Raw genomic sequence first — 26,745 nt, 5'->3', positions numbered from 1 at the left:
AGCGCGGTCCAGCTTCTAGCGTCACGCGCATGACCACACGGCAAGAGCTTCAGCACAAGATCGGCAGCGGGTTCGGGGCGCTGAGCACGGCGGACGGCGTGCTCGACGGGATCGACCTCTCGGGCAGGACGGCGCTGGTCACCGGCGGCTACTCGGGCCTCGGCCTGGAGATCACCCGGGCACTCACCCGGGCGGGCGCGTACGTCATCGTCCCGGCGCGCAGGCCCCGTACGGCGGAGGAGGCGTTGCGGGGCACGGACCGCGTGGAGGTGCAGGCGCTCGACCTGGCGGACCAGGACAGCGTCAGGCACTTCGCCGACCGCTTCCTCGACACGCGCCGCACCCTCGACATCCTCATCAACAACGCGGGCGTGATGGCCTGCCCCGAAACCCGCGTCGGTCCGGACGGCACCTGGGAGTCCCACTTCGCGATCAACCACCTGGGGCACTTCGCCCTCGTCAACCGCCTCTACCCGGCGCTGAGTCAGGGCACCGCCAGCACCGCAGGCACCGCCAGCACCGCAGGCCCAGCCCGCGTGGTGTCCGTGGCCTCCTCCGGCCACTTCCTCTCCGGCATCCGCTGGGCGGACCCGCACTTCCGCGAGGGCTACGACCGCTGGCTCGCCTACGCCCAGTCCAAGACGGCGAACGCGCTCTTCGCCCTGCACCTCGACTCCCTGGGCTCGGCAGGCACCGGCCCACTCGCCTTCTCCGTCCACCCCGGCAGCATCCTCACGCCCCTCCAACGCCACATCCCTCACGAGGAACAGATCGCGCAGGGTTGGGTGACCGCCGACGGCACACCCGCGCAGGGCTTCAAGACCCCGGCGCAGGGAGCGGCCACGGCGGTCTGGGCGGCGACGTCACCGCTGCTCGACGGCCATGGCGGCGCGTACTGCCAGGACTGCGATGTCGCGGAGCCCGCCATGACGGAGGACATGCTGATCGGCGGCGTCAAGCCGTGGGCGACGGACCCCGATGCGGCGGCCCGCCTCTGGCAACTGTCCGCGGAATTGACGGGGTTGGGTGATCTGGCACCATGACCAGCATGACCAGCATGACCAGCATGACCAGCATGACCCGCATGACCCGGGACCGGCATGAGTGGATCACCATCGCCTCATACGAGAACGCGTCCGGCCGGCCGCGGCCGATGGCCGCTGTCCGCGCTTGACTGCGTGAGCGGGGCATCGACTGGATGCCGTTCGCGCCGGACGGCGTGTACTGGGACCACATGTGCGGCCCCGGCCCCGACGGCCACTGGCACGGCTTCTTCGTGGTTCATGTCCGGGCTGACGCACTCCGCCCGCTGGGCCTGCACCCGGCCCGGCCCACGTCCCGCGTGGTCGGCCCCTCGCCGCCGGGCTGGTGGCACGCGGCGGCAGAACGGCGCGCGGCAGCTAGGCGCTGACGGAGGCCGTGTGCGCCAGGATCGCCTCCGCCAGTGGGCCCTGCACCGCCGAGGGCAGGGCGTGGCCCATGCCCGGGATCTCCACCACCTGCGCGGTGCCGCCGCCGATGACCTGCGCCAGGTGGTGCGGGTGCGGGGGTGGGAATACCGGCTCGGCCGGGGCGGAGATGACGAGCGTGGGGACCTTCGTATCTGCCAGTTCGTCGGTGCGGAGCATGTCGGAGTCGACGGCCCGCGCGTGGGCCGTCGAGGCGACGTGGGTGCCGGTGTGCTCGATGATGCGGCGCTCCAGATCACGGAAGTACGCCTCGTCCACGTCCAGTTGGCTGCCGCTCAGGACGCGCCAGTGCTCCACCCTGCGGTCCAGTTCGGCATCGAGGCCCGCGTCATCGACCGGGCGCGACCACATCTCAAGGACTTCCGGGGCGATGCCGGGGAGTTCAGCGGCGGGGACTTCGGTTCCGTCCGGGGCCACGTACGGGGTCTCGCTGAGCGCGCAGGTGCCGATCAGCGTGGCGCTGAGGACGCGCTCGGGATGGTCGGCGAGCACCAGCTGGGTCAGCATGCCGCCGAGGGACATGCCCACCAGATGCGCGCGTTCCACTCCGAGACCGTCCAGGACGGCTACGACATCCCGTGCCAAGTCCGTTATGGGGTATGGGCGTTGATCGAAGGTGGAGGTGGAGCGCCCCGTGTCCCGGTGGTCGTATCGGATGACCTGGTGCCGGGCTGCGAGCGCGTCGACCAGGGCGTCGGGCCAGCCGAGGCCGGAGGCCTGGGCGCCCATGACAAGGAGCAGCGCGGGGGCTTCGGGCGCGCCACACCGCTCCGTCCACAGGCGGACGCCGGGGGCGACTTCGACGTACTGCTGCTGTCGCTGCATGGGTGACCTTCCGGATCAGCGGGGCGGCATCATGGCGACGCACGAGACGAGTGCGAGGCGATACGCAACGTATCGTCTCGCATAACCTCCGGCCGGTCAACCCGCTAGAACCCGCCACCCCCGAAGTCCCCTCCCCCGCCAAAGTCCCCGCCGCCCCCGAAGCCCCCGCCCCCGTAGTCCCCGGGGTCGAAGTCCGAGCCCGAGTAGTCGCCGCCGTCGTACCCCGCGCCCGCGCCGCTCCCGAAGTCCCCGTACCCCGCCCCGTAGTCAGCCGCGTACGCCGGGCTCGCCATCATTCCGCCCAGCATCGTGCCCACCAGCAGGGCCGGCAGCATGCCGCCGCCGAAGTAGCCACCGGCCCAGGGGCCGTAGGCCGGGCCCGCCTCCCAGTACGGGCGCCGCTCCCCCGACTCCGTGACCACGGTCCGCGACATGGGCTCCTCGCCGTCCGCGAGGCGCGTCGCGTCCGCCAGGCACACCGGGACCGTCCGCTCGGCCCCGCCCGGCGGCGCCCACTGGGCGTCCTTCACCGACGGGCCGTGCCGCGGGTCGAAGAAGCAGGGAGCGCGCCGCTCCGGCAGCGGGCGGCCCTCCCGGCGGGCGGCGAGCAGGGCGAGCGAGAAGCGGCCGTCCTCCAGGGACTGCGTCACGGCCCGCACCTGCTCAGGCCGCTCCGCCGCCGCCATGAACGACTTCGCCTTCTCGTACGAGTCGAGGGCCCGTTCGTAGTCCGCGCGCATCTTGTCGTCCGCTCCCGCCTCCCCGGGGTGGAAGTCGAGCCGGTCCAACTCCTCGCCGTACGCCGTGATGTCCTCGTCCACCACGACCCTCAGCTTCTCCAGCGCGACCCGCTGCTCCTCGGCCTTGCGCCGCCGGTTCCGCCGGACCACGGCGTACGTGGCCCCGCCGCCCGCGACGAGCACCGCACCGACACCGATCAGCGCGGCCACGGGAGTGCCGTCGTCGGAACCGGCGTCCCAGGACGCGGGCGCCGAGCCGCGGGCGTCCTTCACCGCCTGGTCGACGAAGTCGTTGAGCTGGGTCTTGGTGTTGTCCACGTCCCCGTAGGTCGCGACGAGGTTCGAGACGGCCGCGTTGCTCAGGACCTGCCGGTCTGCCTTCGCGTCGAACGCGTCGCCGAGCCTGATCCCGTACACACCCGTCACGCCGGTCTCGGTGCGCAGCTTCTGGAAGAGGTCCTGCTGGGGGAAGTCGGCGGGCAGCACCGCCACGAACACGGGCTTGTCGGCGTCCGTGATCTTCTCCGCGATGGCATCCGCGTCGGCCCCGGACAGCTGGTCCGAGGCGGCCGGATCCACGTACACCGGGCTCTTCTCCCAGGCGTCGGCCACGGCCGGAACACTGGTGGCGGCCGCGGCCCCGGGCGCCGCCGTGAACGACACGGCACCCAGGGACAGGAGCATCCCGGACAGTGCGACAAATATGCGCTTCGTCCCATTGCTCATACTTCGAAGCTAACCCAGTCGGGCACGCTACGGCGGTCCTGAGCCGAACCAGTTTTCTATTCGACGGGCTCGACGCCCGCCCGCAGCAGTCCGAAGGTGTACGCGTCCTCCAGCGCCTGCCACGACGCCGCGATCACGTTCTCCGCCACCCCCACCGTCGACCACTCACCGTCACCGTCACTGGTGGAGATAAGTACCCGGGTCGTGGACGACGTGCCGTGCTTGCCCTCAAGGATGCGGACCTTGTAGTCGACCAGCTCCATCTTGGCGAGCTGCGGATAGATCCGCTCCAGGCCGACCCGCAGCGACCGGTCGAGCGCGTTGACCGGGCCGTTGCCCTCCGCCGTGGCGACGATGCGCTCGCCCTTGGCCCACAGCTTCACGGTCGCCTCGTTCGCGTGCGTGCCGTCGGGCCTGTCCTCGACGATGGCCCGCCAGGACTCGACGCGGAAGTAGCGCCGGGCCCTCCCCTCGGCCTCCTCGCGCAGCAGCAGTTCGAAGGACGCGTCGGCTGCCTCGTACGTGTAGCCCTTGAGCTCCCGCTCCTTGACCCGCTCGACGACCCGGCCCACCAGCGCCCGGTCGTCGCCCAGGTCGATCCCGAGCTCCTTGCCCTTGAGCTCGATGGAGGCGCGTCCGGCCATGTCCGAGACCAGCATCCGGATGCGGTTGCCCACCAGGTCCGGGTCGATGTGCTGGTAGAGATCCGGGTCGACCTTGATCGCGGAGGCGTGCAGGCCCGCCTTGTGGGCGAAGGCCGATACGCCCACGTACGGCTGGTGCGTGGAGGGGGTGAGGTTCACGACCTCGGCGATGGCGTGCGAGACCCGGGTCATCTCGCGCAGCGAGCCCTCGGGCAGGACCTGCTTGCCGTACTTGAGCTCCAGGGCGCCGACCACGGGGAAGAGGTTGGCGTTGCCGACCCGCTCGCCGTAGCCGTTGGCCGTGCACTGGACGTGGGTCGCGCCCGCGTCGACGGCGGCAAGGGTGTTGGCCACCGCGCAGCCCGTGTCGTCCTGCGCGTGGATGCCGAGCCGGGCGCCGGTGTCGGCGATCACGGTGCCGACGATGGCCTTGACCTGGGCGGGGAGCATGCCGCCGTTGGTGTCGCACAGGACGACGACGTCGGCGCCCGCCTCCGAGGCCGTGCGGACGACGGATTTCGCGTACTCGGGATTGGCGCGGTACCCGTCGAAGAAGTGCTCGCAGTCGACGAAGACGCGCCGCCCCTGGTCCCGGAGGTAGGCGACGGTGTCGCGCACCATCTCCAGGTTCTCCTCCAGGGTCGTGCGCAGGGCGAGCTCGACGTGCCGGTCATGGGACTTGGCGACGAGCGTGATGACCGGGGCGCCGGACTCCAGCAGGGCGTTGACCTGCGGGTCCGTGGCCGCAGAGCCACCGGCGCGGCGGGTGGCGCCGAAGGCGACAAGCTGGGCGTGCCGGAAGGTGATCTCTTGCTGCGCGCGGGCGAAGAACTCGGTGTCGCGGGGGTTGGCGCCCGGCCAGCCGCCCTCGATGAAGCCCACGCCGAAGTCGTCCAGGTGCCGGGCGATGGTCAGCTTGTCCGCGACGGTCAGGTTGATTCCCTCGCGCTGCGCGCCGTCGCGCAGCGTGGTGTCAAAGACGTGGAACGAATCGTCGGGTGTGCTGGTTTCCGTCATGCTGATCTGGCTCCTGTGTCGGATCTCGGTCTACCGGAATGACCGGCTCCACCGCCTCAATGATCCCTCGCGCTCCGCGTCCGGCTGATGTTGGGCCAGGAAACGAAAAAACCCCTCGTGGGTACGAGAGGTTTGCGCGCGGGTCGAGAGACGACGGTGTCCGCCCGTACATGGTGGTACGAGACGGTCACTGCGGACCGGCGCGCCTGCTGCCAATAATCATGGCGAACGAGAGCACGGTGGCAGCCTGCCACAGCCCGCACACACCGCGCTGCCCCGTCTCACGATGCGGGCGTACGTGGACGTCATAGGACACCTCGCCGCGGGCGACGCGTGGGACGCGCCGCCCGCAGGCTGTGCGACCGCGTCAGCGCAGGTGGCGTACGAACGTGTCGTAGCCGTCATTGGTGTCGCCGCTCAGGAGCGACGCGTCGCCGGAGAGGAAGGCGATCCTGCGGCCGTCCGCCGAGATGCCGCCGGGGGCGACCTGGGCCGAGGCCGCACCGCCCGTGGTGTCCGGCGTGACGAGTGTGGTGCCGCCCTTCTTCAGGTCCCGCAGGTAGACGGGCCACTCCTTGCCGTACTCGGCGCCGGCTTCGGTGAGCTCCGACATGTACGTCAGGTACCGCCCGTCGGCGCTGATCGCGGGCGCGCGGGTGTAGGCCTCGCCGGGGCCGCCCTGGGTGCCGTGGATGCGCTGGCTCTTGCCGGACGCGAGGTCGTGCACGAAGACGTTCCAGGCGGCGTCGTCGTCGTTCGGGACGAGGTGCGTGTCGCGGGACTCGAAGACCACGGTGCGGCCGTCGCCGCTGATGGACGCGTCCAGGGACTCCTTCTCGGTCTTGGAGCCGTCGTGGGAACGGTCGACCTGCGTCACCTTCCCCGTCTTGCGGTCGCGCACCCACAGATCGCTCCAGTCGTCGCCGCGCGGGCCGTTGACGAAGGAGTTCGCGTACGCGACGTGGCGGCCGTCGTCGCTGACGGTCGGCGAGTGGGCGTCGCGCTCCCCGTCACCGCCGGTGTACGGGTGGCTGACCTTCTCGGTGGTGCCGGTCTTGCGGTCGCGCAGGAAGACCGCCGTGCCGTCGAACTGCGGGCCGTCCGTGCTGAAGACGGCGTAGCGGGCGTTCGCGCTCAGCGAGACGCTGCCCGCGCTGTCCCCGGGGTAGCCGTCGGGCAGCTCGACGTCGAGGCGCTCGAACTTCTTGGTCCTGCGGTCGTAGAGCCGGACGTCGCTCACCGAGTAGGCGTCCGCGGGGCTGGTGATCATCGCGACGTAACGCCCGTCGGCGCTCAGCGAGGCCTTCCTGAGGTCCCGCCCTTCGAGGGCGATCCGCTCGGTCTTTCCGGTGCGCAGATCGCGTACGAAGATGTCGCTCCGGCCGTTGGTGTCGCCCGCGACCAGGTCGGTGGCCTCGGAGTCGAAGGCGGCGAACCGGCCGTCCCTGCTGATCACGGCCCCCGCGGAACGGTCGTTGGCGGCCTTGCCGTCGGCCGTGACGCTGACGCCCTCGGTGCGGGGCGCGTCGGCGCCGGGCGCGGCGGAGGCGGCGGGCAGCGTCGAGGCGGTGATCGCGGCGACGAGTACGGCGGCGGCCAGGGCGGCGCGGCGCTTGGTGCTGTGCATGGTCAAATCCCCCGTGGTTCCTCAGAGTTCCGTGCGGATGGGCTTCCTCGGTTCGGTGCGTGCGAGGTCGGTGCCGGACCGCACCGAGGGCCCACGGGGATACAAGCGCACCGCCAGGAAACGCACAATCCGCCGGAACGCGTACAACCTAGACGGGGGTCGCCGGGTCCTGGGAGCCGGACGCTAGCGCTCCGTCCAGGAACTCCCGTACGTGCGCGAGGATCTGGTCACGCCCCGTGCCGCGCAGGCCGATCGCCACGTGGATGGAGAATCCGTCGAGCAGCGCCCGCAGCCGGGCCGCGAACCGGTCGGGGTCCATGGCCCTGAACTCGCCTCGCGACACGCCTTCGGCGAGCAGCGCCACCAGGTCGCGGTGCCAGGCGCTCTCGATGGCGGCCTGACGGTCGCGCCCGTCCTCGTCGGCGTTCAGGGAGCGGTTCCAGACCTCCAGCCAGAGCGTCCAGTGGGGGTCGCCGGGGGCGTCGGGGACGTACAGGTCGACGTACGCGTCGAGCCGCTCGCGGGCCGTGCCCTGCCGGGCAAGGAGCCGGCCGCGCTCGGCGCCGAGCGCGGCCTCGCTCCACTCCAGGGTGCGCAGGAGCAGCTCGTCCTTGGTGCGGAAGTAGTAGAGGAGGTGGCCGCTGCTCATGCCGACCTCACGGCCGAGCGCGGCCATGGTCAGCTTCTCCAGGCCGCGCTCGGCGATCATCTCCATGGCGGCGGCGAGGACGTCCTCGCGCGGCGGTGCGTTCTTGCGCGCACGGGCTGTCCCGGCCATGGGGTACTCCTAGGTCACACCTTCGGCTGCTGCTGGGTGATGCAGTGGATGCCACCACCCCCGGCAAAGATCGTACGGGCGTCGACGAGCGTCACGGTCCGCTCCGGGAAGAGACGGCGGAAGATGCCCGCCGCGATCTCGTCGCGCGGGTCGTCGAAGGCGCACAGGACGACGCCGCCGTTGCAGAGGTAGTGGTTGATGTAGGAGTAGTCGACCCAGCCCTCGTCGTCGGTGAGGACGGTCGGCGCGGGCACCTCGACGATCTGCAGGGCGCGGCCCCGGGCGTCGGTCTGCCCGCGCAGGACCCCGATGATCTCCTTGCTGACCTCGAAGTCCGGGTGGGCGGGGTCCTGCTGCGAGTGGACGAGGACGATGCCGGGCGCGGCGAAGGCGGCGACGATGTCGACGTGCCCCCGGGTGCCGAACTGGCCGTAGTCCCCGGTCAGGCCCTTCGGCAGCCAGATCGCCTTGCGCGTGCCGATGCGGGCGTGGATCGCCTCCTCGGCCTGCTCCCGGGTGAGGCCCGGATTGCGTCCGGGGTCGAGCTGGACCGTGTCGGTCAGCAGGACCGTGCCCTCGCCGTCGACGTGGATGCCGCCGCCTTCGTTGACCAGGGGCGAGGAGTGGACGGGTACGCCTGCCAGGTCGGCGACATGGCGGGCGATCTTCGCGTCGTGCTCCCAGCGGGCCCAGTCCTGGCCGCCCCAGCCGTTGAAGATCCAGTCCACGGCGGCCAGTTGGTCTCCGTCGCGTACGAAGGTGGGGCCGATGTCCCGCATCCACGCGTCGTCGAGATCGCGCTCGACGAGCTCGATGTCCGGGCCGAGGAGCGCGCGGGCCGACTCGCTCTGGCCCGTTCCGACGACCATCGTGACGGGTTCGAAGCGGCGTACGGCACGGGCGACGCCCGCCCAGGCGGCCCGTCCTTCGGCGAGCTCGCGCTCGTCTCTGAAGGTGGGGTTGGGGCCCGGCCAGGCCATCCAGGTGCGCTCGTGCGGGGCCCACTCGGCGGGCATGTGGAAGGTCATGGTGATCCCTATGGAAGGACTTCAAGGAGGGCTGGCGAGGGAACTACAGGAAGGTGGAACTACAGGAAGGAGGGACTACAGGAAGTAGAGGCGGTTGAGCGAGACCGAGTCGGCGGGATCGGAGCGCACCGGGTCGCCGTCGAGCGTGACAAGGCCGGAGCGCTGGTCGACGTCGATGGAGCCGGTGCGGGAGTTGAGCCGCAGGTCGGCGGGGCCGATCCCACGGGTGCCGCGCACGGCGACCCGGCGCCGCCGGGTCGGCATCTGGTCGTTGCCCTGGTCGACGGCCGCCTGCGCGACGAAGGCCACGGAGATGTCGGCGGGCGTCGCGCCGTACGAGCCGAACTGCGGGCCGAGGACGAGGGGTTCGCAGGTGTCGGTCGCGGCGTTCGGGTCGCCCACCACTCCGTAGGCGGGGAAGCCGGACTTCAGGACCAACTGCGGCTTGGCGCCGAAGTATTCGGGCCGCCAGAGCACGATGTCGGCCATCTTGCCGACCTCGATGGAACCGACCTCGTGGGCGAGGCCGTGGGCGATGGCGGGGTTGATGGTCAGCTTGGCCATGTAGCGCAGGACGCGCGCGTTGTCGTCGTGAGCGCCGTCCCCGTCCATGGGGCCGAAGTCGGCCTTCATCTTCCCGGCCATCGCGAAGGTCCTGCGTACAGTCTCGCCCGCGCGCCCCATGCCCTGCGCGTCGGACGAGGTGATGCCGATGGCGCCCAGGTCGTGAAGGACGTCCTCCGCGCCCATGGTCCCGGCGCGTATGCGGTCGCGTGCCATCGCCGCGTCGCCCGGCAGATCGGTCTTCAGGTCGTGGACCGAGACGATCATGCCGTAGTGCTCGGCGACGGCGTCGCGCCCGAAGGGCAGCGTGGGGTTGGTGGAGGAGCCGATCACGTTCGGCACGCCCGCCATCTTCAGGACGTTGGGCACGTGCCCGCCGCCGCATCCCTCGATGTGGAAGGCGTGGATGGTCCGCCCTTCGAGCACCTTCAGGGTGTCCTCGACTGAGAGGCACTCGTTCAACCCGTCGCTGTGCAGGGCGACTTGTACGTCGTGCTCCTCGGCGACCCGCAGCGCGGTGTCCAACGCCCGCGTGTGCGCGCCCATGTCCTCGTGCACCTTGAAGCCCGAGGCCCCGCCCTCGGCGAGCGCCTCGATCAGCGGGGCGTCGTGCGAGGACGAACCCCGGCCCAGGAAGCCGATGTTGACCGGCCAGGCGTCGAAGGCGTTGAAGGCGTGCTTCAGCGCCCAGGGCGAGTTGACGCCGACGCCCCACACGGGCCCGAATTCCTGCCCGATGATCGTCGTCACACCCGAGGCGAGGGACGCCTCCATGATGCGCGGCGAGAGCAGGTGGACGTGGGTGTCGACCGATCCGGCGGTGGCGATGAGCCCCTCGCCCGAGACGATGGACGTGCCCGTGCCGACGACGACGTCGACGCCGTCGAGGGTGTCGGGGTTGCCGGCCCGCCCGATGGCGTGAATACGGCCTTCCCTGATGCCGATCGACATCTTGCGGATGCCCTGCACCGCGTCGATCACCAGGACGTTGCTGATGACGACGTCGCAGGTCTCGCGGACGGCGGCGGCCTTCAGGTGCAGACCGTCACGGGCGGTCTTGCCGAATCCGGCGAGGAATTCGTCGCCGTAGCGCTGGGAGTCGGACTCGACGCGGACCGTCAGCCCCGAATCACCGAGCCGCACGTGGTCACCGGCTCGGGGGCCGTGCGTGGCGGCGTACTCGTACGGGGTGAGGCGGCGCGGTTCGGCGGGGTGGCCTCCGGGGCGGCTCATCGCTCGACCTCCTGCTCAGTGGTTTCCGGTATGCCGAGGTAGCCACAGGCGGCGGCGCGGCGCAGGGCCTCTTCGCGGGCGCCCGGCGCGTCAAGCGGCCCGTCGACGAGGCCGGCGAAGCCGATCGCGATCCGCTCGCCGCCGATCGGCACCAGGCCGACCTCGGCGCTCTCGCCGGGCCCGAAGCGGACCGAGGACCCGGCGGGCACGGCCAAGCGCATGCCGTACGCGGCCACCCGGTCGAAGTCGAGCCGGGGGTTGGCCTCGAAGAGGTGGAAGTGCGAGGTGACGGAGACGGGCACGGTGGCGGTGTTGCGCACCGTGAGCTTCGCGGTCGGCGCGAGCTCCTCGTGCTCGGGGCCGGGGAGCAGCGCCCCCGGAGCCTCGCTCCCGAGCCCCTCCCCGATCGGCTGCGAGACCACCGCGAGCCGGGACCCGTCGTCGAAGACGGCCTCCACATGCACCTCGGTCACCACGTCCGCGACGCCCGGCAGGACGTCGTCGGGCCCGAGGGCCGAGCGCGCGCGCTCGATCGCCTCGGCGAGCCTGGCGCCGTCGCGGGCCGCCTCGCACACCGTGTCCGCGATCAGCGCGGTCGCTTCGGGGACGTTGAGTCTGAGGCCGCGCGCCTTGCGGGCCCTGGCAAGCTCGGCCGCCCCGAAGAGCAGCAGCCGGTCGCGTTCCGTGGGAGTAAGCCGCACGCCACCACACCTCCATCATTTGAACGACACTCTAACCACGAGATTGATCCAACGGAAACATTGACGCACGAGCATGCATCAGGTCACATTGAGCGGCACTCAAATAGTCGGACGGCGGCCTGTGTGCGCAGGCGGCCACGATCGAGCGTCAGGGGCACCCTCATGCCGATAGAACAGCGCGGAGTCGACACCATCCCGGACGGGGAACGCACCAGCGGCCCCCGCGATCTCATCTCGATCCTGCTCGGCTCCAACCTCTGCCTCGGGGTGATCGTCTTCGGCTGGCTGCCGGTGTCGTTCGGCCTCGGCTGGTGGGCGTCGGTCACGTCCGTGGTGGCGGGCACGGTGATCGGTACGGCCCTCACGGCCCCCCTCGCCCTGGTCTCGCTCCGCACGGGCACCAACCTCTCGACGTCCTCCGGTGCCCAGTTCGGCGTACGGGGCCGCCTGGTCGGCTCGATCGTCGGCCTCCTCCTCTCCCTCGGCTACACCGCGCTGACCATCTGGATCGGCGGCGACGTGATGGTGGGCGTCCTGCACCGCCTGACGGGGCTCCCCACCGGCGGCCTCTCGTACGGGATCGTGTACGCGCTGCTCGCCGCCGCCACGGTCACGGGCGCGGTGTACGGCTACCGGGTCCTGCTGCGCCTGTCGCGCGTCCTCGCGGTCGGCATGACCGCGCTGCTGATCCTCGGGGCGGTGGCCTACGCCCCCGACTTCACGACGTCGGCGCTCCCCGATGCGGGCGGCTACCTCCTCGGCTCGTTCTGGCCGACGTGGCTGCTCGCGCTTGTGGCGGCGGGCCTGAGCGGCCCGATCGCGTTCATCACGCTCCTGGGCGACTACACGCGCTACGTCTCCCCCGCCCGGCACAGCTCGCGCACGGTGCTGCGGGCGTCGTGGGCGGGCCTTCTCGCCGGACTCCTCGTCCCCCAGCTCTTCGGTACGTTCACGGCGTACGCGGCGGGTGCGGCGCTCGACTACGCGGGGCCGCTGGTTTCCGCCTCCCCCACCTGGTACTTGATCCCGCTCCTGCTCGCCGCCTCCGCGGGCTCGGTCGGCAACGCGGGCCTGATGCTGTACTCGATGGGCCTCGACCTGGACGCGATCCTGCCGCGTGCTTCGCGGGCGCGGGCGACGTACACGGTGGCGGTGGTGGCCACGGGGTGCGTGTTCGTGGGCCACTACGCGTGGGAGGCGCAGGACGCGATGACGTCCTTCGTCCTCCTCCTCACGGCGATCGGCACACCGTGGGCGGTGATCACCCTGATCGGCTTCGTGCGCTGCGGGGGCGTCTACGACGCGGAAGCGCTCCAGGTCTTCAACCGCCGTTCCAAGGGCGGGATCTACTGGTACCGGGCGGGCTGGAACGTCCCGGCGACGGTGAGCTGGACGCTGGGCGCGGTGGTCGGCCTCGCCTCGGTCTCGCTGCCCTCCTACGAGGGGCCGCTGCTCGCCCTGACGGGCGGGGTGGACTGCAGTTTCCTGCTGTCGGGGGTGGTGGGGGGCCTGGCGTACGTGGCCCTTGAGCGGGGGCGGGCTCCGGAGCCTGAGCCTGAGCCTGAGCCGGCGGCGGAGAGTGGCCCTGCGGTCGGCGTGGCCCCCTGATCAGCTTCCCCGCAGCCTTTCCTTCCCGAACAGGCCTCCCCACCCACCCGCCCGATCACCCCGCATCCGACCCTGAACGAACAGGCCTTTCCCGCCCACCCACCCGATTGCCCCGCGGTGATGGGGGGGTGGGTGGGGGACGGTCACCTTGCCGGGGGTCGGCGGGGCGGGGCGGGCCTGGTTCGCATGCACCCGCAGTCGGCAGCGCTCGGGAGGGGACGTGCCGGTATGTCTGCCCGGAGCACGGCTCCCGAAGGCTCCGGAGCCGAAGTAGCCCCGCAGTCACCGGACGATAGCGAGGACGGACATACCGGCGCGGCCCCGCACCCAACAAGCAGGCCGCACCGCAGCCGACACACCCGCAGCCGGCAACGAGACGCGAGGGGCCACAAAGCAACCCCGCACCACCGCCACCTCCACCGCCCCGGCACGGCCCCGCAGCCGGCAACGCCACGCGAGGGAACGCAAAGCAACCCCGCAGCACCCGCCACCGCCACCGCCACAGGCGCGGCCCCGCAGCCGGCAACGCCACGCGAGGGAAAGCAAAACAACCCCGCCCCACCGCCACCGCCGCCGGCACGGCCCCGCTCCCGCCCCGCAGGGACCCCTCAGCCGAGGTCGTGCATCCAGCCGTGCTGGTCCTTCGCAGTTCCCCGTTGCACATCCAGCAGCGCCTCGCGCAGCCTCATCGTGACCGGGCCCGGCTCGCCGCCGCTCTGGGTCCACTCGCCCGAGCGGCACTTGACCGTACCCACAGGGGTGATCACCGCCGCCGTACCGCACGCGAAGACCTCCGTCAGCGTGCCCTCGGCCGTGTCCGCCTGCCACTGGTCGATCGAGACCCGCGACTCCTCCGAGGAGTACCCGAGGTCACGGGCGACCGTGAGCAGCGAGTCCCTCGTGATCCCGGCGAGCAGCGAACCCGTCAACGTCGGCGTCACGATCTTGTCCCCGTACACGAAGTACAGGTTCATCCCGCCGAGTTCCTCCACCCACTTGTGCTCGACCGCGTCCAGGTACGCCACCTGGTCGCAGCCCATCGCCGCCGCCTCCGCCTGCGCCAGCAGCGACGCCGCGTAGTTGCCGCCGGTCTTGGCGTCGCCCACACCGCCGGGCACCGCGCGCACGCGGTCCTCCGAGAGCCAGATCGAGACGGGCTTGACGCCACCGGGGAAGTACGCGCCCGCGGGCGAGGCGATGACAATGAAGAGGTACTCGTTGGCGGGCTTCACGCCCAGGCCGACCTCGCTCGCGATCATGAACGGACGCAGGTACAGCGACTCCTCGCCACCATGCGCCGGCACCCATGCCTTGTCCTGCTTCACCAGCGCGTCGCACGCCTCGATGAACGTCTCGACCGGCAGCTCCGGCATCGCGAGCCGCCGCGCCGACCTCTGGAAGCGCTCCGCGTTGGCCTCGGGGCGGAAGGAGGCCACCGAGCCGTCGGGCTGGCGGTAGGCCTTCAGGCCCTCGAAGATCTCCTGCGCGTAGTGCAGGACGTTGGTCGCCGGGTCGAGGGAGAGCGGGCCGTACGGCACGAGCTGACCGTCGTGCCAGCCGCGGCCTTCCGTCCACTTGATCGTCACCATGTGATCGGTGAAGTGGCGACCGAACCCGGGGTTGGCCAGGATCGCCTCGCGCTCCGCCTTCGACAGCGGGGAGGAGGTGGGCTTGAGCTCGATCGAGGGTGTCGGCGTCGTCGTCATGAGTACTAGTCCTTCACGGTGTGATGGTGACGGACCGCGCTCACGCCTGTACTTCTCGTACTAGGACGTCCGAGTAACCCTGCATTCCGCGGCCCCACGTTCGATTATCGCTCGCGTGGCGCCGAGGAAGAAACAGCGTGAATGCGGCCCAGGGGTCGATGGTGGCACCCGGAGCCGCATACGAGAAGCCGCCGGGTCGTGAACCAGACCCGGCGGCTTCTGTGTCAGAGGGGTGAGCTACCGGGTCAGCCCGCTACTCGTACGGCGAGCGCGTCGCCGATCTGCTCGGTGCTGCGGACCGTCTCGCCGCGCTCCGCGAGGTCCGCGGAGACGGCCGTCTCGATGCGCGCCGCCTCGTCCTCGTACCCGAGGTGACGCAGGAGCAGTGCGACGGACAGGACGGTGGCCGACGGGTCGGCCTTGCCCTGGCCCGCGATGTCCGGCGCCGAGCCGTGCACGGGCTCGAACATCGACGGGAACTCGCGGCTCGGGTTGATGTTGCCGGAGGCCGCGACGCCGATGCCGCCGGAGACGGCAGCCGCGAGGTCGGTGATGATGTCGCCGAAGAGGTTGTCGGTGACGATCACGTCGAAGCGGGCCGGGTCGGTGACGAGGTAGATCGTCGCGGCGTCGACGTGGATGTAGTCCGTGGTGACGTCCGGGAACTCCTTCGCCACCTCGTTGAAGACGTTCGTCCAGAGGTGACCGGCGTACGCGAGGACGTTGTTCTTGTGGACCAGCGTCAGCTTCTTGCGCGGGCGGGCCTGCGCGCGGGCGAAGGCGTCACGGACCACGCGCTCCACACCGAAGGCGGTGTTGACGGAGACCTCGGTCGCCACCTCGTGGGGGGTGCCGGTGCGGATCGAGCCGCCGTTGCCGGTGTACGGGCCCTCGGTTCCTTCGCGTACGACGATGAAGTCGATCTCGGGCTCGCCCTTGAGCGGGGTCGCCACACCCGGGAGCAGCTTCGACGGCCGCAGGTTGACGTGGTGGTCGAAGAGGAAGCGGAGCTTCAGCAGGAAGCCGCGCTCCAGGACGCCGGACGGGACCGAGGGGTCGCCGATCGCGCCGAGGAGGATCGCGTCGTACTGCTTGAGGGCATCGACGTCGGCGTCGGTGAGGGTCTCACCGGTCGCGTGGTAGCGCCTGGCGCCGAAGTCGAACTCCTTGGTCTCCAGCTTCACATCCTGCGGGAGGACGGCGCCTAGGACCTTGAGCCCCTGGGCCACGACTTCCTGGCCGATTCCATCACCGGGGATCACTGCGAGATTGATGCTGCGAGACATGCAAGCACCCTACGCTCCGTCCCAGGGGATGACACTCGCAGTCCGGCATGCGGACACCCCTGGTCACGCCACGCGGGCGCCACCACATGGCCACTCTCCCTTTACCCTCAGGCCTGCCGGGAGTTGGAGGTCACTGGGAAGTTCTCTCTACATGGACACCCCCAACGTCGGCATACCGGAGCAGCTCGCGGCCGGGATGAGCATGCCGGAGCAGCACGAGTACCTGCGCAGGAAGTTCTCCCGCCGCAAGGTCCTCGCGAGTTCGTTCGCCACGACCGGCACGGTCGGCGGCATAGGCCTGCTCGCCGGCAGCTCGGGCAGCGCACACAGCGAGGGCGCCTCGGCGTCGAGCCCGCTCGCCGCGACGTCCGCACCGTCCGCGCCCGTCAAGGTCGACGGCAAGCTGGTGGCCCCTTTCGCCCGGCATCTCGCCTTCGGGGCCGACCCGAAGACGCAGATGCGGGTCTCCTGGCAGGTGCCGTTCGCCGTCAAGTCCCCTTATCTGCGGGTGGGGTTGAAGCCCTGGGAGCTGAGCCGGAAGATCGAGGCGGAGGTGCGCGATCTGCACACCCCGTCCCTGTCGAAGAAGCTGCCCAAGGTCGAGCAGTACTACCTGCACGCGGCCCTCGACGGCCTGAAGCCCGGCACGACGTACTACTACGGCGTCGGCCACGACGGCTTCGACCCGGCCTCGCCCGAGCGGATGGCGACGATCGGCTCCTTCCGCACGGCGCCCGCGACCCCGGAGAAGTTCGTCTTCACGGCCTTCGGCGACCAGGGCGTGAGCTACGACGCGCTCGCCAACGACCAGTTGATCCTGGGCCAGAACCCGTCCTTCCATCTGCACGCGGGCGACATCTGCTACGCGGACAGCACCGGGCACGGCAAGGAGTCCGACACGTACGACGCACGCGTGTGGGACACCTTCCTGGCTCAGACGGAGTCCGTGGCGAAGTCGGTCCCGTGGATGGTGACGACCGGCAACCACGACATGGAGGCGTGGTACTCGCCGAACGGCTACGGCGGCCAGTCCGCCCGCTGGTCGCTCCCCGAGAACGGCTTCGACCCCAAGAACGCGCCGGGCGTCTACTCCTTCACGTACGGCAATGTCGGTGTCGTCGCGCTCGACGCGAACGACGTCTCGTACGAGATCCCCGCCAACAAGGGCTACACGGACGGCAAGCAGACCGCCTGGCTGGACAAGCGCCTCGGCGAGCTGCGGGCTGACGGGTCCATCGACTTCATCGTGGTCTTCTTCCACCACTGCATGTACTCGACGGCGACGCACGCCTCCGACGGCGGGGTGCGCGACGCGTGGCTCGGCCTTTTCACCAAGCACCAGGTGGACCTGGTCGTGAACGGCCACAACCACGTCTACGAGCGCACGGATGCGGTCAAGGGCGGCGAGGTCGGCAAGCCCGTGCCGGTCGGCGCGTCGACCGATCCGACGCGCGACGGCATCGTGTACGTCACCGCGGGCGGCGCGGGCAAGGACCTGTACGACTTCCCGGCCGGCGTGAAGGACAGCTACGAGGGCAACGTCGAGGACCGGGAATCGATCCTGTCGTTCCACTGGACGAAGTCGCGCCTTCCCGACCCGGACAGGGTGGAGTGGTCACGGGTGCGGTACACCGGCTTCTCGTTCCTCGCGGTGGAGGTGACGGCCGGCGCGAACCCGAAGCTGACGGTCTCCGCGCTCGCCGAGAGCGGAGAGCGCGTGGACCATTTCGAGGTGGTGCGCGGTAAGTAGGGACTCAGGCGCGGGGCGGGTCAGTGACCCGTCGCACCGCCGTTGTCCCTGCGGTCGAGCGCGCGCTGCAGGGCCGCCGCGGCGTTCTTGCGCTCGGAATCGGTCGTACGGGAGGCGTGTCGGACTCGGCGTGCGGTCGTCTCGGCCATGGGAGATCCACTCCTTGAGGGAACGGTGATTACGAGACGCCGGAGGGGCGGGGAGCGTGGGAGCGACAGGGGTTGCCTGCGTGGGGCTCCGGCTCACGACCGCCATTCGCTTGATCGAGCGAGACGTTCGGCTTCTACAAAGCTAAGCGAGGACGGAGCGTCTGTCTCCACAATTACTCGGACTTCCTACTATCTGAGACGGGCTTCACTTCCGGCCCCTCATTTGGCCGCTCTGAGCTCGCGGATCAGGGCGCGGACGGCGACCGTGGCGGCCAGCTCAGGGGTGGTGACGTAGCCCACGGAACGCGACGGGCGCTCCGGACCGAGATCGGTGATCTCGATTCCGTGCGGTGCTCCGTTCAGGGAGAGCGCGCCCGGCGGGCACGGGCGAGGTTGCCCCGATCGTCGCGATGCCCACGTCCGCGCGCCCATCGGCGACCTCGCCCGCGGTGCCCGCACCCAGCTCGCGGACCACGCGCACCTCCGGTGCGATGCCGGGATGGCGGGCGGTCAGATGCTGCGGGGCGCGAACCGGGGCAAGATCATCGTGCGGGCGGCGTCGGGTGGCTAGAAGACGTCCCCGTCGCGCCAGTCGATGAGCAGTTCGTGCACCGGGTCGAGGTCGGCGCCGGCGCCCCACAGAAGCGGGGGCTCCTCGTCCGGCATGTGGATCACGCCCTCCGGGCCGAGGGTGCCGACCGAGCCCTTCCACTCCCGCCAGCCGCGCGCGAGGTAGAGCCGCTGCCCCTCGTCGGAGGCCGACAGCGCGCCCAGGACGTACGCCCGGTCGATCACCCGCTCCAGGGCGCCCATCACCTGCCCGCCCAGGCCCTGCCGCTGCCGGTCCGGGCGGACTGCGACCGCTTCGACGTAACCGGCGCGCAGCGAACGGCCGTTGTGCAGGATCCGGCGCTGGACCACCGACCCGTGCGCGAGGAGGAGCCCGGAGTCGTCGCACACGAGGGCGTGGACGCCACCGAGTCCGTGATCCCAGTCCGCGTCGGTGAAGTCCCCGTCGAAGGCCTCGTCCATCAGGGCGCGGGCGGCGCGGAGTTCGGTGGGGTCGAGATCGCAGGTATGGGCCGTACGCAACGTGGTCACCCTTCCACCGTACTCAGGCCATATCTGAGTACGCACGCCGATTTGCCGGGGGCCGGGTGGCGGCAGAGTCGGTGCCATGAACGGCCTTTACGCTCTCAAGCCCTGGTACGCGGACCGGTTGTCCGGCGTACGCGGCGCGCTCGCCCGCCGCGAGGTGTCGCCCGACACCCTCACCGTGGCGGGTGTGCTCTGCGCGGCGGGCGCGGCGTCGGCACTCGCCTGGCTGCCGGTGCCGCTCGCGGCGCTCCCGGTGGCCGTGCTGCTCGCGGCACGCCTCGCTTTCGCGAACCTCGACGGCGCGCTGGCCCGCGACACGGGCCGCACGACGCGCCGCGGGGCGCTCCTGAACGAACTGGGTGACCGGGCGGCCGACCTGGCCATGCTGGCGGGCTTCCTGACCTTGGCCCCGCTGTGGCTGGTGGCGACGGCGGGCCTCGCGGCGACGCTCCCTTCCTGGGTGTCGCTCGCGGGCACGGCAGCGGGCGCGCCCCGCCTGAACGGGGGCCCGGTCGGCAAGACGGAGCGCTGCGCCCTGGTGGTCCTGGCGGCGGCTTCCGGGTGGGCCGTCCCGGTACTCGTGGTGATCGCCGCGGGCTCGGCACTCACGGTGGGGGTTCGACTCGCGCGACTGTGGCGGGAGTTGGGCCAGGCTCACCCGGAGGGCCGACGATGAGCGCCGCGGTCGTCGTCGGTGAGGTCGCCGGGCGGGCCCTGCCCGTGGTTGCCGGGGTGCTCGGTGTGGGTGGAGTGGCCGTCGCCGCGTTGCCCTCCCGGGTGCGGATGCGGGGCGAGCTGCGTAAGCGGTGGCGGACCTGGGCGCTGGCCGCGCCGCTCTTCCTCGGGGCGTTCTTCCTTGGCCGGGCGGGGGCGTTCGCGCTCGCGGCGGGGCTCGGAGTGGTCGCCGTGGGTGAGTACGCGCGGATGACGGGGCTGCCCCGGGGAGAGCGGGCCGTGCTCGCGGTGTCCGCTGTAGCGGTGCCTGGGATTGCTTGGGGCGTGCCCGCCGCCCTTGATCTGCGGGCGGCCGGTGTGCTGCTCGTCGCCGCCGCCGGGGTGGCCCTCTTCTCCGGGGACTCCGCGCAGGGCTTCACGCGGGCGAGCCGGACCGTGTTCGGGCTGCTCTGGATTCCCGTCTCGCTGAGCGGGCTCGTGCTGCTCGGCGACACCGCCGTCGCGGTGGGCGTCGCGGTGGCGTTCGGGGACGTGGGGGCGTGGTGCGGGGGCACGGCCCTCGGCCGCAGGGGGCTCCTGTCCCGGCCCCTTTCGCCCCTCTCCCCCAACAAGACCTGGGCGGGGGTCATGGGCGCCGCCGCCGCGACCGCCGCCGCGCTGGCCGCGGTCGGCGCGTTCTCCCTGGTGCTGTGGGCCGCGGTACTCGTCGGCTGCGTACTCGGGGATCTCCTGGAGTCGATGGTCAAGCGCGAGGCGGGTGTGAAGGACGCGGGCAGCTGGCTGCCGGGGTTCGGCGGGCTGCTCGACCGGATCGATTCGCTGCTGGTCGCTCTGCTTCTGACGATGGTGGTGACGCTGTGAGGGTGCGTACGAGGGCCGGCTCGGCACATCGAGCCCGTCCGGCGATTGAGGACGAACTCGGCGGAGCCGGTGACCGACGGCGCCCGAAGCGGGGCGCGGCCCGTCTGCGCCGTGCCCTCTGGTGGACCCTGCTCACCCTCACCGGAGGTGTCGAGCGGCGCGGTCAGCTCCCGCCCGGTGGCTGCGTGGTCGTGGCGAACCACTCGTCCCACGCGGACACCGCCGCCCTGCTCGCGGCACTGGACGCCCGCCACGCCCCGGCGATAGGCGCAGCCGCCGACTACTGGTTCGCCTCCCCCTGGCGGAAGCGGATCTGCAGCCGCCTCGCCGCGGGGTTCCCCGTGCGCCGTACCGGAGGCGGCATGGACGACCTGCTGTCCAGGGCGGACGCCCTGCGCGCGGGCGGAGCCGTGGCCCTCTTCCCCGAAGGAACCCGCGCGCGGGCGGGCGAACTGGGCGCCTTCCACAAGGGCGCTCTGGTCCTCGCCCGGCAGGCGGACGTACCCATCGTGCCGGTCTCCATCGACGGCACGGCCCGCCTCCTGCCCAAGCACGGCAAGCTCCGCCCCACCCTGGTACGGGTCCGCATCGGCGCCCCGCTGCCCCCGGACACCACCCCGGAGACCGCGCGGGACGCGGTGGCGGAACTTCATCGGCGTACGGCGCGAGAGCCTCTCAAGGACTCCGTCGCGCGCAGGCGGACCGCCGCTGTCATCGGTTCCCGCTGGGGCCTCGCGGCGGGCTTCCTCTGGGCCTTCGCGGAGGCCCTGAGCTGGCCCCTGATGCCGGAGCTGTTCCTGGGGATCGCCTGCGTGGCGCTGCCGCGCCGGGCCCTGAAGCTGTCCCTCACGGCGCTCGCGGGCAGCCTGGCGGGTGGGCTCCTGGCCCTCCAACTGGCCGCTTCCGGCGTGCAGTTGCCGCACCCGCTGACCACGGACCGGATGCGCGCGGAGGTACGCGCCGAACTCGCCACCGAAGGCGCGGCGGCCGTACGCCACCAGCCCTGGAACGGCATCCCCTTCAAGGTGTACGCACGCGAGGCGGGCCGCGCCGACATCGCGCCGCAGGACTGGCTGGCCCACTCGGCACTCTCCCGCGGCTCCCGCACCCTCACGGTGGGCCTCGCCTTCGGGGGCTTCGGGTTCCTCGTACACCGCCTGCGCAGGTTCTACGGGCTGTATCTGGCCCTCCTGGGTGGCGGATTCACGATCGGGCTCTCATTGATCGTGACGGGATGGAGCTGACCGGGGCACACTCGTGAGCATGGCTGACGAGACCGCAGAACGGCCCTGGACCCCCATCCACGGCGAGCCCTACCGCTCCGTGCCCTACCGCCCCGAGCGCATGCCCGAGTCCGAATCCCTGGCGCAGGCAGCCGAGTTGCGCACGCGGATGCGGGAGCGGCGCACGGTGCGGCAGTTCGCGCCGGACCCCGTGCCCCCGCAGGTCGTGCGGGACGCCATCGCGTGCGCGGCGACGGCGCCGTCCGGCGCGCACCAGCAGCCGTGGACGTTCGTCCTCGTCCAGGATCCGGAGGTGCGCCGCCGCATCCGTGAGGCCGCCGAGCACGAGGAGCGCGTCTCGTACGACGGGCGCCTCGGCGAGGAGTGGCTCGCCGCCCTGCGCCCGCTCGGCACGGACGAGGTGAAGCCGCATCTGACGGACGCGCCCGCGCTCGTCGTCGTCTTCCAGCAGCGGTACTGGCTGGGCGAGGACGGCACCAAGCACAAGCACTACTACGTGGACGAGTCGGTCGGCATCGCGGTGGGGATGCTGCTGTCCGCGCTGCACCTTTCGGGCCTCGCCGCACTGATCCACACGCCGAGCCCTATGCGGTTCCTTTCGCAGGTGCTCGGCCGCCCGGAGAACGAGAAGGCGTTCGCGGTGATCCCCGTGGGCTATCCGGCGCAGGACTGCCAGGTCCCCGATCTCGTACGGAAATCGCTTGATCAGGTGCTTGTGGAGGTCTGAGCGGACACCAGCTCCCGGTCGAGGGCCGGATAGTCCGTGTAGCCCTCGGCCCCGTGCGTGTAGAGGTGCGCCGCGTCGATCTCCTGGAGCGGCGCGCCCACCGCGAACCGCTCCGGCAGGTCGGGGTTGGAGATGAAGGCCCGCCCGTAGGAGACGAGGTCCGCGAGGCCCTGCGCGAGGACCGCCTCGCCCGCCTCGCGGGTCGTCGGGTCGCCGTTCTCGCCGACGTTGGCGATGAGGGTGCCGTGCCAGTGGGGGCGCAGGTCGGTGAGGGCCGGGTAGCTGTCGTTGTCGGTGAGGTGGAGATAGGCGAGGCCGAGACCGTCGAGCTCGTCCAGGAGGGCGCGGTAGACGGGGCCCGGGTCCGCCTCCGCCATCTCGAACTGCGGGTTGCCCGGTGAGAGGCGCAGGCCGAGCCGTTCGGCGCCGATGGCGTCGGCGACGGCGCGTACGACCTCGACGGCGAAGCGGATGCGGTCGGCTATCGAGTTCCGGCCGTATTCGTCGTCGCGGAAGTTGGTGTTGTCGGCGAGGAACTGGTGGATCAAGTAGCTGTTGGCGCCGTGCAGTTCGACTCCGTCGAAGCCCGCGGCGATGGCGTTGCGCGCCGCGGTCACGTGGTCGCGCACCGCGGCGTGGATCTCTTCGCGGGTCATGGCGCGCGGAACGACCGGATCGGCCTTGCGCCCGCCGCTCACATGCACACGGCCCGGGACGAGCACGGCGGACGGTCCCGCGGGGAGATCACCGTCGATCCGCGCCAGGGGGTGGCCCTTGCGGCCGCCGTGCATGAGCTGCGCGTAGATCCGGCCGCCGTCCTCGTGCACCGCCTCGGTCACCGCGCGCCAACCCGCGATGTGGGCCGGGGTCTCAAGACCCGGGATCCGCCAGTCGCTCTGGCCGCTGCTCGCGGGCCAGATGCCCTCGGTGACGATGAGGCCCGCGCTCGCGCGCTGGGCGTAGTGGTCGGCGACCACGGGCAGCGGGGTGCCGTCATCGGTGGCACGGTGGCGGCTCATGGGGGCCATCACGATGCGGTTCGGGAGGTACCCGATGGGGCCGGCGGAATACGGTGCGAGAAGCGATGTGTTCGTCATGCCGGAACGGTAGAAGCTGACACCGGTGTCAGATTCAAGTCCGGAGGTACGTCAAGTGCGGAGGTACGCGTGACATGAGGATCGGCGAGCTGGCGAAGCGTACCGCTGTGAGCGAGCGGTCCCTGCGCTACTACGAGACGCAGGGCCTGCTGCACGCGGACCGCACGGCGGGCGGCCACCGCGACTACCCGGAGGCGGCGGTGGACCGGGTCGTCCACATCCAGGAGCTGTTCGCGGCGGGCCTGTGCAGCGCGAAGATCGTGCAGTTGCTGCCATGCATGCGGGACCAGGACGGCGGCCCGTCGGAGACGGCGACGCCTTGGCTGGTGGACGAGCTGACCGAGGAGCGGGCCAGGATCGACCGCCAGGTGGCGGACCTGCTGCGGGCGCGGGAGGTCCTGAACGAAGTGATCACGGCGGCGACGGGCGCGAGCCGCTGACCCCCCACCGACTTTCCCAACCCCTCTAACTCTTCAACACACATTGACCAGTTAGGCATGCGCGTGCTCTACTCACCTCATCGCAACCACCAAAACGCACTTGAGGGGTTAGAGATGAGCAACTCGCCGCAGGCCCGCACCCACCGCACCCACCACCGCTCCACCACCGTCCGCGGCCACGAGATCTTCTACCGCGAGGCGGGCCCCGCCGACGCCCCGGTCCTCCTCCTGCTGCACGGCTTCCCCACCAGCTCCCACATGTTCCGCGACCTCATCCCGCGCCTCGCCCACCGCTACCGCGTCATCGCCCCGGACCACATCGGCTTCGGCCGCTCCGCCGCCCCGTCCGCGCAGGACTTCACGTACACCTTTGCCGAACTCGCCGACATCACCGCCGAGTTCACCGAGCAGCTGGGCCTGACCCGCTTCGCGCTCTACGTCCAGGACTACGGCGCCCCCATCGGCCTGCGCCTCGCGCTCGCGCACCCCGAGCGCGTCACCGCGATCGTCACGCAGAACGGCAACGCGTACGAGGAGGGCCTCGGCACCGAGGCGTGGGCACCGGTCTTCGCGTACATCGGCGACCCGAACGAGAAGACCGCCGCGCCCGTACGGGAGATCCGCTCCCTGGAAGGCATCAAGTGGCAGTACACGCACGGGGTTCCTGACCAGAGCCTGCTGAACCCGGACGCCTGGCACCACGACGCCGCGCTGATGGCCCGCGAAGGCCAGGACGGGATCCAGCTCTCCCTGATCGGCGACTACGGCAGCAACATCGGCCTGTACCCCGACTTCCAGGAGTACTTCCGCGCCTCACAGGTCCCGCTGCTCGCGGCCTGGGGCGCCCACGACCAGATCTTCGTGCCGCAGGGCGCGCTCGCCTTCCTCCGTGATCTGCCGGAGGCCGAAGTCCACTTGCTGCCCGCCGGGCACTTCGCCCTGGAGACGCACGCCGCGCAGATCGGCGGGCTCATCGACGACTTCCTGACCCGGCGCCTGCCCTGAACCGGGAGACAACACCGCCTCCGACCGGGGTGGGGCCCAGGTCGGAGGCGGGGTTCAGGGAGGGGCACGAAGGCCCCGGAGGGACTAGCCCATGTGCGGGTAGTTGTAGTCCGTCGGCGGGACCAGCGTCTCCTTGATGGCGCGGGTCAGCGTCCAGCGCTGCAGGTTCTGCGGGGCGCCCGCCTTGTCGTTGGTGCCGGACGCGCGGCCGCCGCCGAAGGGCTGCTGGCCGACGACGGCGCCGGTCGACTTGTCGTTGATGTAGAAGTTGCCCGCCGCGTAGCGGAGCTTCTCCATCGTGTACGCGGCCGCGGCGCGGTCGTTGGAGATGACCGAACCCGTCAGGGCGTAGTCCGAAGCCGACTCCATCTGGGTCAGCATCTCCTCGTACTTGTCGTCCTCGTAGACGTGGATCGCCAGGAACGGGCCGAAGTACTCGGTCGTGAAGACCTCGTTGGCCGGGTCCGAGCACTCGACGACGGTCGGACGGACGAAGTAGCCGACCGAGTCGTCGTACGTGCCGCCCGCGACGATCGTGCAGGTGTCGTCCGCCTTGGCGCGGTCGATGGCCGCCTTGTTCTTGGCGAACGCGCGCTCGTCGATGACCGCTCCGATGAAGTTGGAGAGGTCCGTGACGTCGCCCATCTTGATGCCGTCGACCTCGGCCGCGAACTCCTCCTTGAAGCCGGAGTTCCAGATCGAGGCGGGGACGTACGCACGCGACGAGGCGGAGCACTTCTGGCCCTGGAACTCGAAGGAGCCACGGGTCAGGGCCGTCTTGAGGACGGCGCGGTCGGCGCTGGGGTGCGCGACGACGAAGTCCTTGCCGCCGGTCTCGCCGACCAGGCGCGGGTAGGTGCGGTAGTTGGCGATGTTCTCGCCGACCGTCTTCCACAGGTGCTGGAAGGTCGGGGTCGAGCCGGTGAAGTGGATGCCCGCCAGGTCGCGGTGGGTCAGGGCCACCTCGGAGACGGCCTTGCCGTCACCGGTCACCAGGTTGATGACGCCCTTGGGCAGACCGGCCTCCTCCAGGAGCTGCATGAGCAGCACGGCGGCGTGCGTCTGCGTCGGGGACGGCTTCCACACGACCACGTTGCCCATGAGGGCCGGGGCGGTCGGCAGGTTGCCCGCGATCGCGGTGAAGTTGAACGGCGTGATCGCGTAGACGAAGCCCTCGAGCGGGCGGTGGTCCAGACGGTTCCAGACGCCGGTCGAGTTCGCCGGGGGCTGCTCGGCGAGCAGGTCACGGGCGTACTTGACGTTGAAGCGCCAGAAGTCGATCAGCTCACAGGGAGTGTCGATCTCGGCCTGCTGGGCGGTCTTCGACTGGCCGAGCATCGTGGAGGCGGCCATGGTCTCGCGCCACGTCGTGGAGAGCAGCTCGGCAGCGCGCAGGATGATCGCGGCGCGATCGTCGAAGGCCATCGCGCGCCAAGCCGGGGCGGCGGCGAGCGCGGCGTCGATCGCGTCCTGGGCGTCCTGCTGCGTGGCGCCGCGGCCGTTGCCGATGACGGACTTGTGGTTGTGCGGCTGCACGACCTGGAAGGGCTCACCGCCACCGAGGCGCTTGACGCCACCGATGGTCATCGGCAGCTCGATGGGGTTCTCGGAGAGCTCCTTGAGCTTGGTCTCGAGGCGGGCACGCTCCGGCGAACCGGGTGCGTAGCCGTGCACCGGCTCGTTGACCGGCGCGGGGACCTGGGTCACAGCGTCCATGAGTTCCGTATCTCCTTAAGGGGGGTCGGGG

At 70.9% G+C, this 26,745-nt stretch carries 25 protein-coding genes and 1 pseudogene; 11 read left to right on the top strand and 15 right to left on the bottom strand.

From position 1 onward, the window contains the following. Positions 1–29 precede the first annotated feature (29 nt). From E5671_RS32315 to E5671_RS32310, 3 genes are read left to right on the top strand one after another with little or no spacing between them, the layout of a single operon-like run. On the top strand, positions 30–1,043 hold the full coding sequence (locus E5671_RS32315) for an SDR family NAD(P)-dependent oxidoreductase (RefSeq protein ID WP_160507403.1): 1,014 nt from the start codon (positions 30–32) through the stop codon (positions 1,041–1,043). Between the two features lie 5 nt (positions 1,044–1,048). After that, a complete protein-coding gene (locus tag E5671_RS47115; RefSeq protein WP_272902840.1) occupies positions 1,049–1,174 on the top strand; it encodes a hypothetical protein in 126 nt (41 codons plus the stop codon). Positions 1,175–1,198: 24 nt separating this feature from the next. Continuing rightward, the gene (locus E5671_RS32310; protein WP_160507402.1) at positions 1,199–1,411 is read left to right on the top strand and encodes a hypothetical protein; all 213 of its coding nucleotides are present in this window, start codon (positions 1,199–1,201) and stop codon (positions 1,409–1,411) included. On the opposite strand, the gene E5671_RS32305 is transcribed toward E5671_RS32310, so the two are convergent. The 8 genes from E5671_RS32305 to ureA all read right to left on the bottom strand — a co-directional run bounded on the left by E5671_RS32305 (position 1,401) and on the right by ureA (position 11,352). Continuing rightward, positions 1,401–2,294 carry an alpha/beta fold hydrolase gene (locus E5671_RS32305; protein WP_160507401.1) on the bottom strand — a complete coding sequence of 298 codons (894 nt, stop codon included), beginning with the start codon at positions 2,292–2,294 and terminating at the stop codon, positions 1,401–1,403. The two genes, E5671_RS32310 and E5671_RS32305, sit on opposite strands and share 11 nt — an antisense overlap. Before the next feature lie 104 nt (positions 2,295–2,398). Then, a complete protein-coding gene (locus E5671_RS32300) occupies positions 2,399–3,760 on the bottom strand; it encodes a hypothetical protein (protein WP_160507400.1) in 1,362 nt (453 codons plus the stop codon). A gap of 56 nt (positions 3,761–3,816) precedes the next feature. Beyond that, positions 3,817–5,421 carry a citramalate synthase gene (gene cimA, locus E5671_RS32295; RefSeq protein WP_160507399.1) on the bottom strand — a complete coding sequence of 535 codons (1,605 nt, stop codon included), beginning with the start codon at positions 5,419–5,421 and terminating at the stop codon, positions 3,817–3,819. 367 nt (positions 5,422–5,788) lie between these two features. Beyond that, the gene (locus E5671_RS32290) at positions 5,789–7,048 is read right to left on the bottom strand and encodes a PD40 domain-containing protein (protein WP_160507398.1); all 1,260 of its coding nucleotides are present in this window, start codon (positions 7,046–7,048) and stop codon (positions 5,789–5,791) included. Positions 7,049–7,196: 148 nt separating this feature from the next. Beyond that, a complete protein-coding gene (locus tag E5671_RS32285) occupies positions 7,197–7,826 on the bottom strand; it encodes a TetR/AcrR family transcriptional regulator (protein ID WP_160507397.1) in 630 nt (209 codons plus the stop codon). A 14-nt stretch (positions 7,827–7,840) separates the two neighbouring features. Beyond that, positions 7,841–8,854, bottom strand: a complete 1,014-nt coding sequence (locus E5671_RS32280; protein WP_160507396.1) for an agmatine deiminase family protein — start codon at positions 8,852–8,854, stop codon at positions 7,841–7,843. A gap of 75 nt (positions 8,855–8,929) precedes the next feature. Continuing rightward, on the bottom strand, positions 8,930–10,651 hold the full coding sequence (locus E5671_RS32275) for an urease subunit alpha (RefSeq protein WP_160507395.1): 1,722 nt from the start codon (positions 10,649–10,651) through the stop codon (positions 8,930–8,932). After that, a complete protein-coding gene (gene ureA / locus E5671_RS32270) occupies positions 10,648–11,352 on the bottom strand; it encodes an urease subunit gamma (RefSeq protein WP_160507394.1) in 705 nt (234 codons plus the stop codon). Before ureA ends, E5671_RS32275 begins: the two co-directional genes overlap by 4 nt. A 162-nt stretch (positions 11,353–11,514) precedes the next feature. On the opposite strand from ureA, the gene E5671_RS32265 reads away from it, so the two are divergent. Then, positions 11,515–12,960, top strand: a complete 1,446-nt coding sequence (locus E5671_RS32265; protein WP_160507393.1) for a cytosine permease — start codon at positions 11,515–11,517, stop codon at positions 12,958–12,960. A gap of 608 nt (positions 12,961–13,568) precedes the next feature. Here the strand turns inward: E5671_RS32265 and E5671_RS32260 are convergent. Together E5671_RS32260 and E5671_RS32255 are read right to left on the bottom strand one after the other, a co-directional pair. Next, positions 13,569–14,666 (bottom strand): branched-chain amino acid aminotransferase, encoded by a 1,098-nt coding sequence (locus tag E5671_RS32260; protein ID WP_160507392.1) that lies wholly within the window; start codon positions 14,664–14,666, stop codon positions 13,569–13,571. A 245-nt stretch (positions 14,667–14,911) separates the two neighbouring features. After that, positions 14,912–15,952: a 3-isopropylmalate dehydrogenase gene (locus E5671_RS32255; RefSeq protein WP_160507391.1), complete on the bottom strand. Its 1,041-nt coding sequence runs from the start codon at positions 15,950–15,952 to the stop codon at positions 14,912–14,914. A 151-nt stretch (positions 15,953–16,103) separates the two neighbouring features. On the opposite strand from E5671_RS32255, the gene E5671_RS32250 reads away from it, so the two are divergent. Continuing rightward, positions 16,104–17,702 carry a purple acid phosphatase family protein gene (locus tag E5671_RS32250; RefSeq protein WP_160507390.1) on the top strand — a complete coding sequence of 533 codons (1,599 nt, stop codon included), beginning with the start codon at positions 16,104–16,106 and terminating at the stop codon, positions 17,700–17,702. Between the two features lie 20 nt (positions 17,703–17,722). On the opposite strand, the gene E5671_RS47110 is transcribed toward E5671_RS32250, so the two are convergent. The 3 genes and pseudogenes from E5671_RS47110 to E5671_RS32240 form a co-directional block, all read right to left on the bottom strand. Further along, complete coding sequence (locus E5671_RS47110; RefSeq protein WP_272902839.1) at positions 17,723–17,851, bottom strand: hypothetical protein; 129 nt, start codon at positions 17,849–17,851, stop codon at positions 17,723–17,725. A gap of 173 nt (positions 17,852–18,024) precedes the next feature. Continuing rightward, positions 18,025–18,377: pseudogene (locus tag E5671_RS46505) on the bottom strand (hypothetical protein); the annotation flags it as partial. A gap of 41 nt (positions 18,378–18,418) precedes the next feature. Next, positions 18,419–19,030, bottom strand: coding sequence for a GNAT family N-acetyltransferase (locus E5671_RS32240; protein WP_160507389.1), 612 nt, complete (start codon positions 19,028–19,030; stop codon positions 18,419–18,421). Between E5671_RS32240 and E5671_RS32235 the strand changes: the two genes are divergently transcribed. Genes E5671_RS32235 through E5671_RS32220 form a run of 4 tightly spaced genes read left to right on the top strand, consistent with a single transcriptional unit; the run spans position 19,029 to position 22,456 of the window. Then, the gene (locus tag E5671_RS32235) at positions 19,029–19,625 is read left to right on the top strand and encodes a CDP-alcohol phosphatidyltransferase family protein (RefSeq protein ID WP_160507388.1); all 597 of its coding nucleotides are present in this window, start codon (positions 19,029–19,031) and stop codon (positions 19,623–19,625) included. The genes E5671_RS32240 and E5671_RS32235 overlap by 2 nt on opposite strands. Next, entirely contained in the window at positions 19,622–20,485 is an 864-nt protein-coding gene (locus tag E5671_RS46500) for a phosphatidate cytidylyltransferase (protein WP_160507387.1), read from the top strand. Before E5671_RS32235 ends, E5671_RS46500 begins: the two co-directional genes overlap by 4 nt. 44 nt (positions 20,486–20,529) lie before the next feature. Continuing rightward, positions 20,530–21,729, top strand: coding sequence for a 1-acyl-sn-glycerol-3-phosphate acyltransferase (locus tag E5671_RS32225; protein WP_160510547.1), 1,200 nt, complete (start codon positions 20,530–20,532; stop codon positions 21,727–21,729). A gap of 19 nt (positions 21,730–21,748) precedes the next feature. Then, the gene (locus E5671_RS32220) at positions 21,749–22,456 is read left to right on the top strand and encodes a nitroreductase family protein (protein ID WP_160507386.1); all 708 of its coding nucleotides are present in this window, start codon (positions 21,749–21,751) and stop codon (positions 22,454–22,456) included. On the opposite strand, the gene E5671_RS32215 is transcribed toward E5671_RS32220, so the two are convergent. After that, positions 22,435–23,553 (bottom strand): alkene reductase, encoded by a 1,119-nt coding sequence (locus E5671_RS32215; protein ID WP_160507385.1) that lies wholly within the window; start codon positions 23,551–23,553, stop codon positions 22,435–22,437. The genes E5671_RS32220 and E5671_RS32215 overlap by 22 nt on opposite strands. Positions 23,554–23,627: 74 nt before the next feature. On the opposite strand from E5671_RS32215, the gene E5671_RS32210 reads away from it, so the two are divergent. Further along, complete coding sequence (locus E5671_RS32210) at positions 23,628–23,993, top strand: MerR family transcriptional regulator (protein ID WP_160507384.1); 366 nt, start codon at positions 23,628–23,630, stop codon at positions 23,991–23,993. A 114-nt stretch (positions 23,994–24,107) separates the two neighbouring features. Beyond that, positions 24,108–24,998: an alpha/beta fold hydrolase gene (locus tag E5671_RS32205; RefSeq protein WP_160507383.1), complete on the top strand. Its 891-nt coding sequence runs from the start codon at positions 24,108–24,110 to the stop codon at positions 24,996–24,998. 84 nt (positions 24,999–25,082) lie between these two features. On the opposite strand, the gene pruA is transcribed toward E5671_RS32205, so the two are convergent. Further along, positions 25,083–26,714, bottom strand: coding sequence for an L-glutamate gamma-semialdehyde dehydrogenase (pruA, locus tag E5671_RS32200; RefSeq protein WP_160507382.1), 1,632 nt, complete (start codon positions 26,712–26,714; stop codon positions 25,083–25,085). Between the last annotated feature and the right edge of the window lie 31 nt (positions 26,715–26,745).

It is taken from the genome of Streptomyces sp. BA2, from assembly GCF_009769735.1.
GTDB lineage: Bacteria > Actinomycetota > Actinomycetes > Streptomycetales > Streptomycetaceae > Streptomyces.
The sequence above is the reverse complement of the archived record's forward strand: the minus strand, read 5'-3'. Positions and strand labels throughout refer to the sequence as shown.

Excerpts from the sequence above, each read along its gene's own strand:
- E5671_RS32310 (WP_160507402.1), top strand. The coding sequence starts at position 1,199 with ATGCCGTTCGCGCCGGACGGCGTGTACTGGGACCACATGTGCGGCCCC.
- E5671_RS32300 (WP_160507400.1), bottom strand. The coding sequence starts at position 3,760 with ATGAGCAATGGGACGAAGCGCATATTTGTCGCACTGTCCGGGATGCTC.
- E5671_RS32255 (WP_160507391.1), bottom strand. The coding sequence starts at position 15,952 with ATGTCTCGCAGCATCAATCTCGCAGTGATCCCCGGTGATGGAATCGGC.
- cimA (WP_160507399.1), bottom strand. The coding sequence starts at position 5,421 with ATGACGGAAACCAGCACACCCGACGATTCGTTCCACGTCTTTGACACC.
- E5671_RS46500 (WP_160507387.1), top strand. The coding sequence starts at position 19,622 with ATGAGCGCCGCGGTCGTCGTCGGTGAGGTCGCCGGGCGGGCCCTGCCC.
- E5671_RS32285 (WP_160507397.1), bottom strand. The coding sequence starts at position 7,826 with ATGGCCGGGACAGCCCGTGCGCGCAAGAACGCACCGCCGCGCGAGGAC.
- pruA (WP_160507382.1), bottom strand. The coding sequence starts at position 26,714 with ATGGACGCTGTGACCCAGGTCCCCGCGCCGGTCAACGAGCCGGTGCAC.
- E5671_RS32240 (WP_160507389.1), bottom strand. The coding sequence starts at position 19,030 with ATGGCACCGACTCTGCCGCCACCCGGCCCCCGGCAAATCGGCGTGCGT.
- E5671_RS32260 (WP_160507392.1), bottom strand. The coding sequence starts at position 14,666 with ATGACGACGACGCCGACACCCTCGATCGAGCTCAAGCCCACCTCCTCC.
- E5671_RS32220 (WP_160507386.1), top strand. The coding sequence starts at position 21,749 with ATGGCTGACGAGACCGCAGAACGGCCCTGGACCCCCATCCACGGCGAG.
- E5671_RS32275 (WP_160507395.1), bottom strand. The coding sequence starts at position 10,651 with ATGAGCCGCCCCGGAGGCCACCCCGCCGAACCGCGCCGCCTCACCCCG.
- E5671_RS32305 (WP_160507401.1), bottom strand. The coding sequence starts at position 2,294 with ATGCAGCGACAGCAGCAGTACGTCGAAGTCGCCCCCGGCGTCCGCCTG.
- E5671_RS32215 (WP_160507385.1), bottom strand. The coding sequence starts at position 23,553 with ATGACGAACACATCGCTTCTCGCACCGTATTCCGCCGGCCCCATCGGG.
- E5671_RS47115 (WP_272902840.1), top strand. The coding sequence starts at position 1,049 with ATGACCAGCATGACCAGCATGACCAGCATGACCCGCATGACCCGGGAC.
- E5671_RS32210 (WP_160507384.1), top strand. The coding sequence starts at position 23,628 with ATGAGGATCGGCGAGCTGGCGAAGCGTACCGCTGTGAGCGAGCGGTCC.
- E5671_RS32280 (WP_160507396.1), bottom strand. The coding sequence starts at position 8,854 with ATGACCTTCCACATGCCCGCCGAGTGGGCCCCGCACGAGCGCACCTGG.
- E5671_RS32315 (WP_160507403.1), top strand. The coding sequence starts at position 30 with ATGACCACACGGCAAGAGCTTCAGCACAAGATCGGCAGCGGGTTCGGG.
- E5671_RS47110 (WP_272902839.1), bottom strand. The coding sequence starts at position 17,851 with ATGGCCGAGACGACCGCACGCCGAGTCCGACACGCCTCCCGTACGACC.
- E5671_RS32250 (WP_160507390.1), top strand. The coding sequence starts at position 16,104 with ATGGACACCCCCAACGTCGGCATACCGGAGCAGCTCGCGGCCGGGATG.
- E5671_RS32290 (WP_160507398.1), bottom strand. The coding sequence starts at position 7,048 with ATGCACAGCACCAAGCGCCGCGCCGCCCTGGCCGCCGCCGTACTCGTC.
- E5671_RS32265 (WP_160507393.1), top strand. The coding sequence starts at position 11,515 with ATGCCGATAGAACAGCGCGGAGTCGACACCATCCCGGACGGGGAACGC.
- E5671_RS32205 (WP_160507383.1), top strand. The coding sequence starts at position 24,108 with ATGAGCAACTCGCCGCAGGCCCGCACCCACCGCACCCACCACCGCTCC.
- E5671_RS32235 (WP_160507388.1), top strand. The coding sequence starts at position 19,029 with ATGAACGGCCTTTACGCTCTCAAGCCCTGGTACGCGGACCGGTTGTCC.